Source organism: Yersinia aleksiciae, from assembly GCF_001047675.1.
Taxonomy (GTDB): Bacteria; Pseudomonadota; Gammaproteobacteria; order Enterobacterales; family Enterobacteriaceae; genus Yersinia; species Yersinia aleksiciae.
This window is the reverse complement of sequence record NZ_CP011975.1, coordinates 3602495-3617129: the sequence shown is the minus strand read 5'-3', so window position 1 is coordinate 3617129 and position 14635 is coordinate 3602495. Positions and strand designations below refer to the sequence as shown.

Genomic DNA, 14635 nt, shown 5'->3' with positions numbered 1-14635 from the left:
AAGTAAAATGGCGACTTTTCAGTCGCCATTTGTATTATTAATGCGTAATCAATAAATTAGCCCAACACCCCGCCAAACCACTGGCTGAATTTCATCATCACAAAGTCCCACATGCGGCTAAAGAATCCGCCCTCTTTGACTTCGTTTAGCACCACCAGCGGGCGCTGTTCAATAGTTTTGCCATTAAGCTGAAAATCGATGGTGCCGACCACCTGATGCTTCGCCAGTGGCGCGCGCAGTTCAGTCTGATCCAGCTTATAACTGGCTTTGAGGTTCTTCATCTGCCCTTTCGGGATAGTGATAGCGGCATCCTCCGCAACCCCAAGCTCTGCTTGCCCGGTATCACCAAACCAGACTTTCTGCGTCACGAAAGCCTTAGTCGCTTTAATGGGCACCACGGTTTCATAGAAACGGAACCCCCAAGTCAGCAGTTTTTCGCTTTCACTGAATCGCACCCGATCGCTGGGCGCACCCAGCACCACAGAGATCAACCGCATCGGCCCGTCGGTAGCAGAAGCCACCAGGTTATGCCCCGCACCGGTGGTAAAACCGGTTTTCATGCCATCGACGTTGAGATTGGTATTCCATAACAGACGGTTACGGTTAATCTGCCGAATCTTATTAAACGTGAACTCCTTCTCTTTATGCAGCGCATATTCTTCTGGCACGTCGCGGATCAATGCCTGCCCTAACACCGCCATATCACGGGCGGTACTGTACTGCCCCGGTGCATCAAGGCCATGCACGGTCATAAAGTTCGTATTCGTCAGGCCCAATGCTTTGGCGTAATTATTCATTAAACCAACAAAACTGTCCTGACTGCCCGCCACATAATCCGCCAGCGCGATACTGGCGTCGTTGCCGGACTGAATCACAATGCCTTTATTCAAATCGGACAATTTCACCTGATCGCCCGGTTTTAAAAACATCAGCGAAGAGCCACGCAGCGCCGGATTACCGGTAGCCCAAGCATCTTTTCCCACTGTCACTAAATCATCGGGATGCACTTTACCGGCTTTAATCGCCTGTCCAATCACATAGCTGGACATAATTTTTGTCAAACTGGCCGGATCAAGGCGCTGGTCACTGTTCGCTTCAGCCAGCACTTTTCCACTGTTGTAATCCATCAATACATAGGCTTTGGCGTCGATCGGAGGAACCGCCGGATCATCAGCCGCGTGTGCTGCGGGCAGTGCCAAGAGCAATAAACCGGCACTGAATGTCAATTTTTTTATCTTGAAAGGGAGGATAAATTTCATCATGGGGTCGCCAGAGTATCCTTGCAAATAATTGGAGATAAGTGGTGTTTCTGAAATGTGTCACTGTCCAATTAGCGAAAAAATAACGTCTTTCTACTGATACTGAATCATGAGTTTAGTCATACTTCACTACCTTTTCTAAATTTATCCCATTGCCGTGTCAATTGGGCATAGTTTTACGTTTTGTTTTGTAAAGACCCCGGCTTTACTGCTTTTTGATGGCTATACGGCTAAACATCTCCCTATCTGAACGTCCTGACACCTAAGCACCTAAACGTCTAAAAATCAATAAATATATTCCAAAAAGGAATATGGGCGGGTTATTTGTTCTTTTTAGTGCCTAAGCCGCTGGCGCTATGATTCAGTCAATAGGTTGCTAACCGAACTCACTCAGTTAACTCACTTTTTATTGCAGCACCTTTTTATTGGAGAAAGAAATGGCTATCCCACGCTCGGTGCTTGATCTGATCGGCCACACCCCACTTCTGGAGCTGACCCGCTTTGATACCGGCCCGTGCCAGTTGTTTGTGAAGTTGGAAAATCAGAACCCCGGTGGCTCGATTAAAGATCGCGTCGCACTCTCCATGATTGAGCAGGCGGAAAAAGAGGGTTTGTTGCAGCCCGGCGGCACCATTATTGAGGCAACCGCGGGCAATACTGGCCTCGGGCTGGCACTGGTTGCCGCGCTAAAGGGCTACAAGCTGGTTTTGGTGGTACCGGATAAAATGAGTCAGGAGAAGATTTTCCACCTGCGGGCCTTGGGCGCACAAGTGTTACTGACCCGTTCAGATGTGGGTAAAGGCCATCCGGCTTATTATCAGGATTATGCCCTGCGACTGGCGCAGGAGACCCCCGGTGCTTTCTATATCGACCAATTCAATAATCCGGCCAACCCCGCTGCACACCGAACATCCACTGGCCCAGAGCTGTGGCAGCAGATGGGCGAACAGATTGATGCCATCGTCGTGGGCGTCGGCTCCAGTGGCACACTCAGTGGCCTAAGCCAATATTTCGCCGATGTTTCACCGGCGACGGAATTTGTTTTGGCTGACCCCGCGGGATCTATTTTGGCCGACTATGTCGACAGCTCGCAGATTGGCGATGCGGGAAGCTGGTTGGTCGAGGGCATTGGGGAGGATTTTATCCCGCCGCTGAGCAACTTTTCTCAGGTGAAAAAATCCTATCGAATTGATGATGCTGAAGCCTTCAGCACCGCCCGTACCCTATTGCGGGAAGAGGGGGTGCTGGCAGGCTCCTCCACCGGCACCTTGCTGGCAGCGGCATTGCGCTATTGCCGCGAGCAAACCACCCCCAAACGGGTGGTCACTTTTGTCTGTGACAGCGGTAATAAATATCTGTCCAAAATGTTCAACGATTACTGGTTGCTGGAGCAGGGTTTACTGAGCAAGCCGCAGCATGGCGATTTACGGGATTTCATCACCTATAGCCATCAGGATGGCGCGACCATTTCTGTCTCGCCACAAGATACGCTGGCGGTCGCCCATGCCCGGATGCGCTTGTATGACATCTCGCAGTTGCCGGTGTTAGAGGGTGAAAAAGTGGTGGGGTTAATCGACGAGTGGGATCTGTTGAATGCAGTGCAAGCCGATGCCAGCCATTTCAAATTACCCGCCAGTACCGCGATGACTCGTCAGGTCAACACGTTACAAAAAGAGGCGGATTACCGCTCTCTGTTGGCCACTTTTAATGATGGTCATGTCGCGGTGGTACTGGATGGCGAGCGCTTCCTCGGCCTGATTACCCGTACCGATGTTTTGAATACCTGGCGTCAAAAGCTGGCTTAATCTTCTCTTACTAAGGATTTTTATCATGGCAAAGTTCGATACCCTAACCGTCCACGCGGGTTACACCCCCGACAGCACCGGCGCAGTGATGCCCGCCATTTACGCAACGTCCACTTTTGCGCAACCAGCCCCCGGCGAACATACCGGTTATGAATACTCCCGCAGTGGTAACCCGACTCGTAGCGCGCTAGAGCAGGCCATTGCCGAGCTGGAAGGCGGCATTCGTGGTTATGCTTTCGCTTCTGGCTTGGCGGCCTGCTCAACAGTGCTTGAACTGCTGGATCAAGGCAGCCACATCATTGCGGTTGATGATCTTTATGGCGGTACCTATCGCCTGTTGGAGAAGGTTCGCAGCCGCACCGCCGGTTTGCGGGTGACTTATGTCTCCCCTGCCGATACCGTCGCACTGGAGCAAGCGATTCAGCCCGATACCAAAATGATCTGGGTGGAGACGCCAACCAATCCGCTGTTAAAACTGGCGGATCTGGCTGCTATTGCGGCTATTGCCAAAAAGCACCGACTCATCAGTGTGGCCGATAACACCTTTGCCTCACCTTATATTCAACGCCCGCTGGATCTGGGTTTTGATATTGTGGTGCATTCAGCAACCAAATACCTTAACGGTCACTCTGATGTGGTCGCCGGCGTCGCGGCAGTGGGTAACAATCCAGAACTGGCGGAGCAATTGGGCTTTTTGCATAACGCAGTCGGCGGAATTCTGGATCCCTTCAGCAGCTTCCTGACACTACGGGGCTTACGCACCTTGGCGCTGCGGATGGCGCGACATAACCACAGTGCACAGCGTATCGCCGAATGGCTTGAACAGCAGCCGCAAGTGGAGAATGTCTACTATCCGGGGCTGAAAAGTCACCCACAACACGGGCTGGCAGCTAAACAGATGGCCGGTTTTGGTGGCATGATTTCGGTGCGGCTGAAGGGGGATGACACCTACGCCCGTGCGGTGATTAAGCGCTCACACCTGTTTACTCTGGCCGAAAGTCTCGGTGGCGTCGAAAGCTTGATCAGCCAGCCATACAGCATGACCCATGCCTCAATCCCGCTGGAAACCCGCTTAAAACACGGCATCACACCGCAATTGCTGCGCTTGTCCGTGGGCATTGAGGATACCGAAGATTTGATTGCGGATTTAGCACAGGCGCTAAACGGCGAGCTTTAAAGAGATAAATGCGTTAGGCGTGGATATCACGCCTAACGTCACAGCAATAGAAACAAAGACTAAACCGCTCTTTGCCAGACATGGCCTTCTCTCCCTGACTTAATCATGACCGTGATAACAAACAGGGTAGGATCGTCTTCATGCCGCTTCAGTAACGATCTCGTTCACATCCCCGGCAGCGATACCTTGCAAGTTAAACTTCCAATCGCCAGCCGCAGTTTGGTGCGGAGCTTCGGTAAGCCGGCGGTGCTGGCTGGCAAAAACAGAGAGAGAAAAGAGAGCGTGTGGGTCATACGGATAAGCGAAAAAAAAGGCAGAAAACGTTACCGCCGGTGCGCCAATGACCTGACCCACTTATCACCCAGGCTTTGTACACCTTGTACCAAAATCACCAGAATGATTAATGTCGCGACCATCACTTCATTATTAAAGCGTTGATAACCATAACGAATGGCCAAATCACCCAAGCCGCCACCACCAATAACACCCGCCATGGAGGAGAACCCTACCAGCATCACAACCGTTAAGGTCACTCCAGCCAATAAGGCAGGGAGTGCTTCCGGTAATAACACTTTTTGAATCACATGCCTGGCCGAACCGCCCATCGATAAAATGGCTTCGATCCGCCCTTTGTCGACTTCATCCAAGGCCGCTTCCACCACTCGGGCAAAGAATGGGATGGCCCCCAAGGTGATGGGGACAATCGCCGCCGTGCTGCCCAAGGTGGTGCCGATAATCCAGCGCGTAATCGGAATTAGTGCAATCAACAGCACCACAAAGGGCATCGAGCGCCCCAGATTCACAATGGCACCAATAAGCGTATTCAGTCGAGGGGCGGGTAAGACGCCATTCGGGCGCGAAACAAATAACAAAACCCCTAATGGCAGGCCAATCAAAACAGTGAAAAAGGTGGCGATCACCACCATGTAAATGGTTTCGCCGGTGGCATTCGTCACCAATGCCAGCAGATCCTGCCAACTCATGCCGCTGTTCATATCAGTTCAGCCCTCACGCCACGCTCATTGAGAAATTGTAATATTTCAGCCAAATTTAGCCCGCCGTCTGGGTGGCTGAAATTAACCTGTAAGCGCCCAACCCGTTGACCACCAATGGATTCTACGCCACCACCCAGCAGGGTGACACCCACCGCATGTTGCTGCGCCAACTCACTGAGCACCGGTGAAGCTGATAAAGTATCAAAGAAGGTCAGCTCCGCAACAGGCGTGCCGGATAGCGAGGTCGGGCCGCAGGTCGGTAACAATGACCGACCCAAACGCGATTGAGGGGACGCCAGTAAATCCGCGATGACCCCGGTCTCCACCACCCGTCCGCGCTCAAGCAAGGCGGCGTTATCACAGATAGATTTCACCACATCCAGCTCATGGGTAATCAGCACGATGGTTAACCCCAACTGGCGGTTAATATCGCGCAGCAGCGCTAATATTGAGGCGGTGGTTTCGGGGTCCAGCGCACTGGTGGCCTCATCCGATAACAGGTAGGCCGGTTTGGCCGCCAGCGCCCTGGCAATGCCGACGCGCTGTTTTTGCCCCCCCGATAGCTGCGAGGGGAAAGCATAAGCTTTGTCACTCAATCCAACTAAGTCCAATAATTCGGCGACCCGTTGCTGGCGTTGCGGCTTGGGCATACCAATAATTTCCAAGCCAACTGCAATGTTGTCCCAAACATTACGTGAATGGAGTAGATGGAAATTCTGAAAAATCATGCCGATATTCTGCCGTTGCAGACGTAATTCTCGGTCAGAAAGGGTGGTTAACTCACGACCATCTACCTGAATACGGCCCGAAGTGGGCCGTTCCAGTAGGTTCAAACAGCGGATTAAGGTGCTTTTACCCGCACCACTGCGGCCAATAATACCGAACACCGAGCCGGTAGGGATCGCTAGCGAGACCTCCGTCAGGGCCACCATCGGCAGCCCTCCTTGCGGATAGGTTTTACTCAGGCGTTCGATGCTGATCATGATTTATTGCCTGCCACCGGGATGACTGAACCGGCGTATTTTTCAGTGATAAATTTCGCCACTTCCGGTGACTGCAAATCTTTCGCCAACTGTAAGATGCGTGGGTCATTTGCCAGCGATGGCGTGGTGACCAGAATATTGGCATACGGGTTACCGGCAGCTTTCTCCAGACCCAGTGCGTCTTTTGCTGGGTTCAGTCCGGCTTCCAGTGCATAGTTGCCATTAATGACCGCCAAATCAACATCATCCAGTGACCGTGGGATCTGCGGTGATTCGATTTCCAAAATTTTCAGGTGCTTGGGATTACTGGCGATATCTTTCGGGGTGGCCTGATTTTTAGCCGGATCAGTAAAGCCCAGTTTTAAGGTAATCAGCCCCTGATCTTGCAATAAATAGAGCGCACGGCTGAGGTTGGTGACGTTATTGGGTACTGCTACGCTGCCTTTATCCGGCACATCAGCAAAGGTTTTATGTTTGTGGGAGTAGACCCCCAACGGCTCAATATGCACGGTCGCGGCGACGGCAAACTTCTGCCCTAACGCCTGCTCTTGGGAACGCAAATAGGGCACATGCTGGAAGTAGTTGGCATCAACATCACCATGGGCCAACAACTCATTGGAGTTCACGCCATTGGGGATCTCAATGACTTTCAGATTCAGTGATGGGTCCAGTTTTTGTACAAATTGCAGGATTTCTGCATGAGGAACCGGATCTGCCGCGACGCGCAGTGCCTCGGCCGCTTGTGCCGATAGAGTGAAAGTCGATGCCAGCGCCGTCAGTAGTGCCGCACGGACCAAGCCAGAAACGCGTGTTTTTGTCATCATTGTTTTTTTCATTATCATCATCCCAAAATTATTTTTTTATAATTTAATATCAATAAGTTGCACTGGTAGTTTCTGATGGTGCGATCACGCCAGGGTAGTGTTTTTTAGCGACATCTGGGTGAGACCGCAGCCGCCCTTTGAGATAATTAAGCCCCACATCCCTAAACAGTGGATTCTGCGGATCACTGGCTGGCCCGCGAGCTTCAGCCGCCAGAGTTGCTGGTAATTGGTACAGTGGCACCACGGCATCCAGACGCGCGCCGAGGAAGAAGGCAATAGAGAGGCGATCAGCACCGGCTGGCGGTGTTTCGACCCGATGTACGGTAGCGCGCAGATAACCGTTACTGGCCAGCTCTAATAGCTCACCGATATTGACCACAAAGGTACCTTGCTGTGGAACGGCATCAATCCAGCGCCCCTCCTCCACTTCAACCTGCAAACCGCGTTGTTGATCTTGCAGTAAGAAACTGAGGAAACCGGAGTCTTTATGGGCACCTACGCCCTGCCCGCTTTGGGTGGTTTCACGCCCCGGATAGCGGATCAGTTTGATATGTTCGTTGGGCTTATCGCCATACAGTTCATCAAACGCATTTTCATCCAGATCTAATGACAGTGCGAAAGCCCGCAGCAAGCGCAGCGCCATGCCGGTCATTTCCCGCTGCCATTGCAGTAACGCGGGTTTTAGTTCAGGTAAGTTGGCGGGCCACTGGTTGGGGCCTTGCAGTTGAGCCCAACTTGGCGTGCCCGATGTTTGTGGCAATGGGGTTCTTTCGGCACCAATATCAAATTGTTCGCGCCAATCTGGCTGACCACGGGTGAGCTCAGCGGCAGCACGGTTATAGCCGCGAAAATGGGGGGAGTGCACCATGGCAACCGCCAGTTTCTCTTCATCGGGCAGCGCGAAGAATTCACGTGATAGGATTTGGATTTGTTGTAATAACGCGGGGTCAATACCATGTCCGGTGAGATAGAAGAAGCCAATATCTCGTGCCGCATGGCGTAAGGCGACTAAGAATGCCTGACGCTCAGTTTCACTGCCATTCAGCAATGAAAGGTCTAATAGAGGCAGTGTGTTTGTCGCTGCCCCATTCGCGGCTGATGGGTTAACGGATAGTGGATTGCTTAAGTTTTGGTGGCTCATTTTTCACTCCAGAATGTTCAATTGGCTGTTTTTTTTGCTCAGAACCAATGAAAACTGGACAACCATATAAACGAAGAATCAGCATAATCAGCTCCTGAGCTGTGGGGTGAAAGCAGACAGACGACAACACTCTTTCTTTGGCCCTAAGGCGTTTAGCAGCAAACCGCATTCATCACATTTTGTGTTCAATGTAAGACGCTGTTTTAAGAGCGTTCTCGACTAGATACTTAACAATCTATATCTAAACGATATAAACAATTAACACCGAAATTCAGCAGCGCACCAATATCAATCCGTTCTATGTTATTTCTTTCATTACTGATGAGGCGGAGTCATTGCTCTGTCTTAATGCCCAGAGACTCTGGTATCCGAAGCTATTGATAAAGCGCCAGTGGCGGAGAGAACAGGTAGATCGTAAAGACGCCGTCAATCCTTCCCTGGAGGCTCGAGCCGCGCCCTCCCTGGCGCGGACGCTTTACTCTTCCGTCTATCCTCACCGTTCTCGATCGAGTCGTCGGGGTTTGCCAGTAGCCTGAGATACGTTGGTGTCCATAATAAGTGCCGCTAACACCCCTGCAACGCCAAGGACGAAGGTCATACCCAAAGTCATTGCCGTTGCAGGTAGGCAGCAAATGAGAGCATCCCGATGAGCTTACATTAGTCAGTGATTCGGGTGCGCGAGTGCCGCTAACACCCCTGCAACGCCAAGGACGAAGGGTATTTTCTTTCATGTTTGGGTAGAAAGTATTAGCTTAGCTATGAATACCCCTTATTCCGGTTGGGAGTTTCTGATGTCCAGCACATGCACGATTAAGTTTTACTTCAACCTTTCTGTCTGCCTGGAGGAGACTTAATGGACTTAGCCCTGTTTGATCTCGACGAAACCTTGATCAGCGATGACAGTTCTGGCCTATGGCTGCGCTGGTTAGTTGATAAGGGACTTGCGCCCGTCGCGCTGGCAGAACAAGAGCAGTATTTAATGAAGCAGTATTATCAAGGGGAGTTGTCGATGTCCTGCTACATGGAGTCTACCCTCTCCCCCTTGGTCGGGCGGCATACTACGGAAGTTGCCGGTTGGGTTGAGCGTTTTATTGAGCGTGATATTCTGCCGCGCATCTACCCGCAAGCACGGAAAATGCTGGCCTGGCACCGTAATCGCGGTGATTACATCGTGATTATTTCAGCCACCGGCGAGCATTTGGTGACGCCTATCGCACAGCATTTCTCCGCCAATGCCGCCTTATCCATCGGGGTTACGGTAGAAGATGACCGTTATACCGGCAAAACCTATGGCACCCTGACTTATCGCGAAGGTAAAGTCGAACGGCTAAAACAGTGGCTCTCGGCATCGCCGCAGTTAGATTTTGAACATACCTATGGTTACAGTGATTCGATCAATGACAAACCACTGTTGGAGTATGTTGACCGCGCCACAGTGATCAATCCCGGCACTGAATTGGTGGATTTAGCGATTTTGCATGACTGGGATATCCATCATTGGCAACACGAAAGATAGACAATATTTCAAATAAATAGAGGGACTTACATGTTAACTGTCTGGGGTCGGAATAACTCGACCAATGTCAAGAAAGTGCTTTGGTGTTTGGAAGAATTGACTCTTGGTTATGAGCGAATTGATGTCGGCGGTCAATTTGGCAAGTTGAATGAGCCACTTTATCGCGCCATGAACCCCAATGGCTTGATTCCTTGCCTGCAAGATGAGGATTTCATTCTGTGGGAATCGAATACTATCGTGCGATATTTAGCAGCTCAATACGGTGAGAACACACTGTATCTGGCTGATGCCCGGCTGCGGGCAAGCGCTGAGAAATGGATGGATTGGGTCACTTCCAGTGTCGCGGAGCCATTTAAAGTGGTGTTTATCGGGTTGGTACGTACCCCAGAGGAACAGCAGGATAAAGAGAAAATCGCTCAGGGCATTGAACGACTGAATACATTAATGGCGGTTGCCGATAGCGCCCTTGCTGAGCACGCTTATCTTTCCGGAGATAAGTTTGGTATAGGCGATATCCCGCTCGGCTGTCTGGCCTATGCCTGGTTTAATTTGTCGATAACCCGTCCAGCTTTACCAAATCTGGAGCGTTGGTATCACAGCCTGACGCAACGTGCGACATTCCAAAAAGTGATTGATATCGGCATCAGTTGATTGAACAGGGGTGTTAGCCAGCGAACGCATCCCGATGAGCTGACTCAAGTCGGGGTCTGAAGCCCAATCGTACGGAAATGTACGCTAAGTATGTTTTTTTGAGCTGGTCGGAGAGAGTTTTCTGAAAACAAGAGATGAAAATCCTCTGAGCAAAATTGCTAATATTTAAACATGCAGATGCACCGAACTATTGCAAATTAACAGTACCTCTATATATATCCAATAGATTTCAGGTGCAGGAAATGGTAAGAGAATCAACTTTTATTTTCATTACAGAGACAATCCATTCACGAAGGTTCGTGTGATATTTTGTGGCCTCGTTATAGCTCCACCGACAACGATGCTGTGAGCACCATAGCGCAATGCACGGGCCGCCTGTTCCGGCGTATTTATCCCCCCTTCAGCCAATACAGGTAAAGTAACAGCATGACATAATGTTTTCAGATGTGCACAATCATCATCAATGAGATGCTTTCCTTTACTTTCTGGGGTGTGACCATACATCGCGGTAGTGATGCCGTCATAACCTAGGTCTTGTGCCAGAAGAGCTTCCTCAAGAGTAGCCACTGCCGCCAAGAGTAATATGTTGGGGTAACAGGTACGGATTTCCTGAAGCACTTCCTCCTGTCGTTCACCGCCAGGTCGAGGACGAAAGCAGGTTTCGATGGAGATAAAATCTGGTTCTGCAACCATTAATCCGTGAATATCCGCAATAGTTGGCGTCAGGCACACCGTCGAGTCGTTATAATGGCGATTCAGCACACCAATTACAGGTAAATCAACTTGTGCTTTGATTGCTGTGATGTCTTGCGCACCGTTGGAAACTATCCCACCCGCTCCGCCAAGGTATGCTGCCATCGCCATTTTCGCCATCACCGAAGCGCCATGGAGAGGTTCATCGGGTAATGCCTGACAGGAAACGATCAGCTTGCCATTCAATGAATTTAATAGACTCATTATATCTCCTGTTTAGGTACAACCAATTGGTCCAGAGGGACGGGGACGCGTTTGTCTTCTTTAGTTTGCAGCCAACCGTCTATATCCAGTAGCCACCAGTCCTTAATGAGGAGGTCGTAAAAACGCCGCAGGCCATCATCATAAAACTCATGTAATGGTAACTGCCAGCGAGCACGCTCCAGCACATCAGGAAAATTAAGTCGATAATAATCCTGATGGATACCTTTACATTCACACTGTGATATTTCCCGCACGCTGCCGGTAAATTGCGCACCATCCAGCCCTAAAGGCGACGTTTCTTGCATGTCATAGCGAAACAGTGACCCGCTGACTTCAGCACGCTGGCGAATATTCTCGGAATGTCTGGCAGTCCTCATCGAATACCACACCAGCCGCAAAGGATCGAACAACGGGACATAATTGATAGTAGAAGCCCAGGGAGTGCAGTCAGAGTTCTGGCTCGCCAGGGTGAAAAAGCGTGCGCTATTGAGTAAATAAAGACTGCGTTGTGTCAGGCTCATGTTAGCTACCTGGGTTGATGACAAAAGGTGCATCGTTCAGCAAACTTGAATCGAGGATGTCCCACCACAGATCTTGTTCGATGCGGATCTTTTCCCATTCAGGGTCCTTGCTGAGTTTTGACACTGCTCTGCGATATTGCCCCCAGGCTGCTTCATCGACGAATGCAACGTAATGTTCCAGACAATGAACGTTATCGCCGATAGTACGGACATACCAACGGCGTTCTCCCGCCATTTCCAGTGAACGGTAGAACCATTCGTCACGTTTTTCCACCCAATGCCAAAATGCGGCCATATCCAGATGAGCTTTATGTGTCGGTTTCAATAAATACATCAGATGCAGCATAAGATTTTCCTTTAGTTTAGCAGTATCCAGTCGGTGGTTAGATGTATACCGTACTGTTGTTGGTAATGCTGATAAAAAAGGCGGTTATAGTCTTCACACTCACTCATTGACAGAGGGGGGGCATTTTCAAACAGCAATAGTGCTACCAGTGGCTCTATTTTTGCACCACGTTGCGCCTTAGCTCTGAGAGCAGAAATAGAAAACCGACATTCACTAATACCACTTTTCGCTGCGTAATCTAAAGAGTGGTAATAACTCAGAACGAAATAACGGTAGTCTTTATCTTCTGTCTGATAATCTGAACCGTAATAGCGGGCATGAAGACTGTAACCCAAACGGTAGAAGATGGTTATACCTACTATTTGATTATCGTGCCTGGCGATGGCAGCGACAGCTGTGCTGATAATCGAAGATTTTTTTTGTCCATCAAATATACGCCTCATCCAGTCAGCCCCTTGATGGCTCCCGTATTTTTTTCGATTGTTGGCAATCAATTCTGCTGCTTGATTTAGTAGGGGCTCAACCAGATCACACCATTCAACTGTGTTACCTGCGCGAGAAAAAGCAGCCATTTCTGCACGGATTTTAGCCCGAGCACGACATCGTAGTTGCCGTAATTGAGAATCAAGTCCACCTGCGGGTACAGTTAGAGAGGCTTCTGCTGAATGCATCAATACGCGGGCATGAGGATATAATTGAGCAACTTCCAAAGCCTGGCGAAGTGGCATATAAGGGATAACTGTTGCGTAATATCCCCGACGCTTAGCCAATTGGGCCAGACTTTTAGCAATGGCAGGCAATGCTTCAGCACGTCGAGGTCCTCGAACGCAAGGGATTTCATTGTGTGTGGAACGGCGAGCACCACCCCACAAGAATGGCTGCTGCCAGGGACCTTCTAAACCGGGAAAGTAGTCTGGTAGATAGAACAACCCGGGTTGTTCTTCGCCATCCCAAAGTGCGCAGCCACCTAACAACCCAGCGCTGCCGTACAAAGTAAAAACTTCCCTTTCACCCAGAGCGTAATCCAGAGCAGCTAACCAGCCGTGGCTATTAAAAAAATCATGGTCAGTGACCAGTGAATCCCATTGATGCAGGTCAACATGTTCAATGCTGGGAGATAAAGTTGGGCCAGCGGGGTAACCACAGTTGTTTAACATGTTTTGCTCTTAATACATTCGATAATCGCTGCGTGCGGACATTGAACATAGAGGGAAAGGTCTGCCAGTTGAGTGTTGGTCAGTATATTTAATGATTTCCAGCTCACAGTCTGAAACCCCGCCTGATATAACGTACTTTCCAATGTCTGACGTGACCAATAGTTGGCCTGTATATTGACATTGTAAGGTGGCTGACAGATATGAAGCTGAACTGGACTGCCGTCAGCACGGGGCTGATTTTCAATCAGACGCAGGCCAAATGGGCGATAATATTCTGGATCTGAATTGAAATCCGGGTGAATAGGTAATGTGAGTAATCGCCCCTCTGGTTTTAACACCCTAGCCATGCTTTGACTCATTTCTAGTAAGTCTTCGCGGTGAGTTGCATAGGGCATAACATAAATAGCAAGGACTATATCAAAATACTCATTATATATTTCATCAATATTTGAAATGTAATTAATTCCAATCTGTTCTTTTTCCTCACGTCGGCGGGCATAATTAATCATGCCTTCAGAAATATCATAGCCAACAATACATTTAGCTCCCTGTTCATTTAACCAACCTGTAATTATGCCTGGCCCACAGCCAAAATCCAAAATACGCAAACCTGAAACATCACCAATTAATTTTTCTAGTGTTGGAAGCTCTAATTCCTTACGGTAAGGCCAGGAAAGCATATTCTCATAGAGTTTTGTATATTCATCAAAGGTTGCGGGATCAAATTTAGATATATTAGTTTGGTTCCCATTTATCGAAGAAGTGTCTGAAATTTGAGTAGGACGCATAACGAATGCCCGCTTATTATTAATAATATAATTAACAGATTTGTTTTTACTGTTCGCCTCTATTTTTACGTAAAGCAGAGGCGGACAGTAAAATAACAAACTGTCACCATTTTCCACGAAAAAAATAAGATAGAAACCAAATTACTTCTCAGGGTAAGCAAAAAATAATATTAGACGTCATATAATAATTTAGTAGATGAGGTGATTATTTTCAATACATCAGTCAAAAAAATGTAAGTCGCTTTGACCAGAACCCAGAACGGCAACTGGGTCAGACTCAGGTGGATAATTGGCCTTTATGACGGCCTAGTTATCAAGGCAACAAAACGCCGAACTGGTTAAAAAACACACTTAGTGTACGTTTTCGTACGGTTGGGCTTCAGACCCCAAGTCAGTGATTCGGGTAAGCGAGCGCAGCTAACACCCCTGTGGTTTCAAGGACAAAAAATAATCCCCAAAGTCATTGGAGCCACAGGTAGGCAGCCAGCGAACGCATCCCGATGAGCTGACTCAAG

14 protein-coding genes are annotated in these 14635 nt (G+C 49.4%); 4 read left to right on the top strand and 10 right to left on the bottom strand.

Annotation, left to right across the window (positions count from 1 at the left end):
- Positions 1 to 56: 56 nt before the first annotated feature.
- Positions 57 to 1262, bottom strand: a complete 1206-nt coding sequence (locus tag ACZ76_RS16235) for a serine hydrolase (protein WP_048619848.1) — start codon at positions 1260 to 1262, stop codon at positions 57 to 59.
- Positions 1263 to 1696: 434 nt separating this feature from the next.
- On the opposite strand from ACZ76_RS16235, the gene ACZ76_RS16230 reads away from it, so the two are divergent.
- A complete protein-coding gene (locus ACZ76_RS16230) occupies positions 1697 to 3064 on the top strand; it encodes a pyridoxal-phosphate dependent enzyme (protein WP_048619847.1) in 1368 nt (455 codons plus the stop codon).
- A 25-nt stretch (positions 3065 to 3089) separates the two neighbouring features.
- Entirely contained in the window at positions 3090 to 4241 is a 1152-nt protein-coding gene (locus tag ACZ76_RS16225) for a trans-sulfuration enzyme family protein (RefSeq protein ID WP_048619846.1), read from the top strand.
- Positions 4242 to 4564: 323 nt separating this feature from the next.
- Here the strand turns inward: ACZ76_RS16225 and ACZ76_RS16215 are convergent, their stop codons facing one another.
- The 4 genes from ACZ76_RS16215 to ACZ76_RS16200 are packed head-to-tail and all read right to left on the bottom strand — an operon-like array spanning position 4565 to position 8184.
- Entirely contained in the window at positions 4565 to 5236 is a 672-nt protein-coding gene (locus tag ACZ76_RS16215) for a methionine ABC transporter permease (protein WP_048619845.1), read from the bottom strand.
- Positions 5233 to 6219: a methionine ABC transporter ATP-binding protein gene (locus ACZ76_RS16210; RefSeq protein ID WP_048619844.1), complete on the bottom strand. Its 987-nt coding sequence runs from the start codon at positions 6217 to 6219 to the stop codon at positions 5233 to 5235. The genes ACZ76_RS16215 and ACZ76_RS16210 overlap by 4 nt, the downstream gene beginning before the upstream one ends.
- Complete coding sequence (locus ACZ76_RS16205; protein WP_048620336.1) at positions 6216 to 7040, bottom strand: MetQ/NlpA family ABC transporter substrate-binding protein; 825 nt, start codon at positions 7038 to 7040, stop codon at positions 6216 to 6218. Before ACZ76_RS16205 ends, ACZ76_RS16210 begins: the two co-directional genes overlap by 4 nt.
- Positions 7041 to 7092: 52 nt before the next feature.
- On the bottom strand, positions 7093 to 8184 hold the full coding sequence (locus tag ACZ76_RS16200) for an isopenicillin N synthase family dioxygenase (protein ID WP_048619843.1): 1092 nt from the start codon (positions 8182 to 8184) through the stop codon (positions 7093 to 7095).
- An 853-nt stretch (positions 8185 to 9037) separates the two neighbouring features.
- On the opposite strand from ACZ76_RS16200, the gene ACZ76_RS16195 reads away from it, so the two are divergent.
- Both ACZ76_RS16195 and ACZ76_RS16190 read left to right on the top strand, forming a co-directional pair.
- A complete protein-coding gene (locus ACZ76_RS16195; RefSeq protein ID WP_048619842.1) occupies positions 9038 to 9700 on the top strand; it encodes an HAD family hydrolase in 663 nt (220 codons plus the stop codon).
- 30 nt (positions 9701 to 9730) lie between these two features.
- The gene (locus ACZ76_RS16190) at positions 9731 to 10351 is read left to right on the top strand and encodes a glutathione S-transferase (RefSeq protein WP_048619841.1); all 621 of its coding nucleotides are present in this window, start codon (positions 9731 to 9733) and stop codon (positions 10349 to 10351) included.
- A 270-nt stretch (positions 10352 to 10621) separates the two neighbouring features.
- On the opposite strand, the gene ACZ76_RS16185 is transcribed toward ACZ76_RS16190, so the two are convergent.
- From ACZ76_RS16185 to ACZ76_RS16165, 5 genes are read right to left on the bottom strand one after another with little or no spacing between them, the layout of a single operon-like run.
- Positions 10622 to 11308, bottom strand: a complete 687-nt coding sequence (locus tag ACZ76_RS16185; RefSeq protein ID WP_208757836.1) for an N-acetylmannosamine-6-phosphate 2-epimerase — start codon at positions 11306 to 11308, stop codon at positions 10622 to 10624.
- A complete protein-coding gene (locus ACZ76_RS16180) occupies positions 11308 to 11829 on the bottom strand; it encodes a pyridoxamine 5'-phosphate oxidase family protein (RefSeq protein WP_048619839.1) in 522 nt (173 codons plus the stop codon). The genes ACZ76_RS16185 and ACZ76_RS16180 overlap by 1 nt, the downstream gene beginning before the upstream one ends.
- 1 nt (position 11830) lies before the next feature.
- A complete protein-coding gene (locus tag ACZ76_RS16175) occupies positions 11831 to 12175 on the bottom strand; it encodes a hypothetical protein (protein WP_048619838.1) in 345 nt (114 codons plus the stop codon).
- Between the two features lie 11 nt (positions 12176 to 12186).
- Positions 12187 to 13332 carry a peptidogalycan biosysnthesis protein gene (locus tag ACZ76_RS16170; protein ID WP_048619837.1) on the bottom strand — a complete coding sequence of 382 codons (1146 nt, stop codon included), beginning with the start codon at positions 13330 to 13332 and terminating at the stop codon, positions 12187 to 12189.
- Positions 13326 to 14120 (bottom strand): class I SAM-dependent methyltransferase, encoded by a 795-nt coding sequence (locus ACZ76_RS16165; RefSeq protein WP_048620335.1) that lies wholly within the window; start codon positions 14118 to 14120, stop codon positions 13326 to 13328. Before ACZ76_RS16165 ends, ACZ76_RS16170 begins: the two co-directional genes overlap by 7 nt.
- Between the last annotated feature and the right edge of the window lie 515 nt (positions 14121 to 14635).

Bases quoted from the DNA above. Each gene is read 5' to 3' on its own strand.
- ACZ76_RS16215 (WP_048619845.1), bottom strand. From the start codon at position 5,236: ATGAACAGCGGCATGAGTTGGCAGGATCTGCTGGCATTGGTGACGAAT.
- ACZ76_RS16175 (WP_048619838.1), bottom strand. From the start codon at position 12,175: ATGCTGCATCTGATGTATTTATTGAAACCGACACATAAAGCTCATCTG.
- ACZ76_RS16230 (WP_048619847.1), top strand. From the start codon at position 1,697: ATGGCTATCCCACGCTCGGTGCTTGATCTGATCGGCCACACCCCACTT.
- ACZ76_RS16200 (WP_048619843.1), bottom strand. From the start codon at position 8,184: ATGAGCCACCAAAACTTAAGCAATCCACTATCCGTTAACCCATCAGCC.
- ACZ76_RS16180 (WP_048619839.1), bottom strand. From the start codon at position 11,829: ATGAGCCTGACACAACGCAGTCTTTATTTACTCAATAGCGCACGCTTT.
- ACZ76_RS16210 (WP_048619844.1), bottom strand. From the start codon at position 6,219: ATGATCAGCATCGAACGCCTGAGTAAAACCTATCCGCAAGGAGGGCTG.
- ACZ76_RS16225 (WP_048619846.1), top strand. From the start codon at position 3,090: ATGGCAAAGTTCGATACCCTAACCGTCCACGCGGGTTACACCCCCGAC.
- ACZ76_RS16205 (WP_048620336.1), bottom strand. From the start codon at position 7,040: ATGACAAAAACACGCGTTTCTGGCTTGGTCCGTGCGGCACTACTGACG.
- ACZ76_RS16195 (WP_048619842.1), top strand. From the start codon at position 9,038: ATGGACTTAGCCCTGTTTGATCTCGACGAAACCTTGATCAGCGATGAC.
- ACZ76_RS16165 (WP_048620335.1), bottom strand. From the start codon at position 14,120: ATGCGTCCTACTCAAATTTCAGACACTTCTTCGATAAATGGGAACCAA.
- ACZ76_RS16190 (WP_048619841.1), top strand. From the start codon at position 9,731: ATGTTAACTGTCTGGGGTCGGAATAACTCGACCAATGTCAAGAAAGTG.
- ACZ76_RS16185 (WP_208757836.1), bottom strand. From the start codon at position 11,308: ATGAGTCTATTAAATTCATTGAATGGCAAGCTGATCGTTTCCTGTCAG.
- ACZ76_RS16235 (WP_048619848.1), bottom strand. From the start codon at position 1,262: ATGATGAAATTTATCCTCCCTTTCAAGATAAAAAAATTGACATTCAGT.
- ACZ76_RS16170 (WP_048619837.1), bottom strand. From the start codon at position 13,332: ATGTTAAACAACTGTGGTTACCCCGCTGGCCCAACTTTATCTCCCAGC.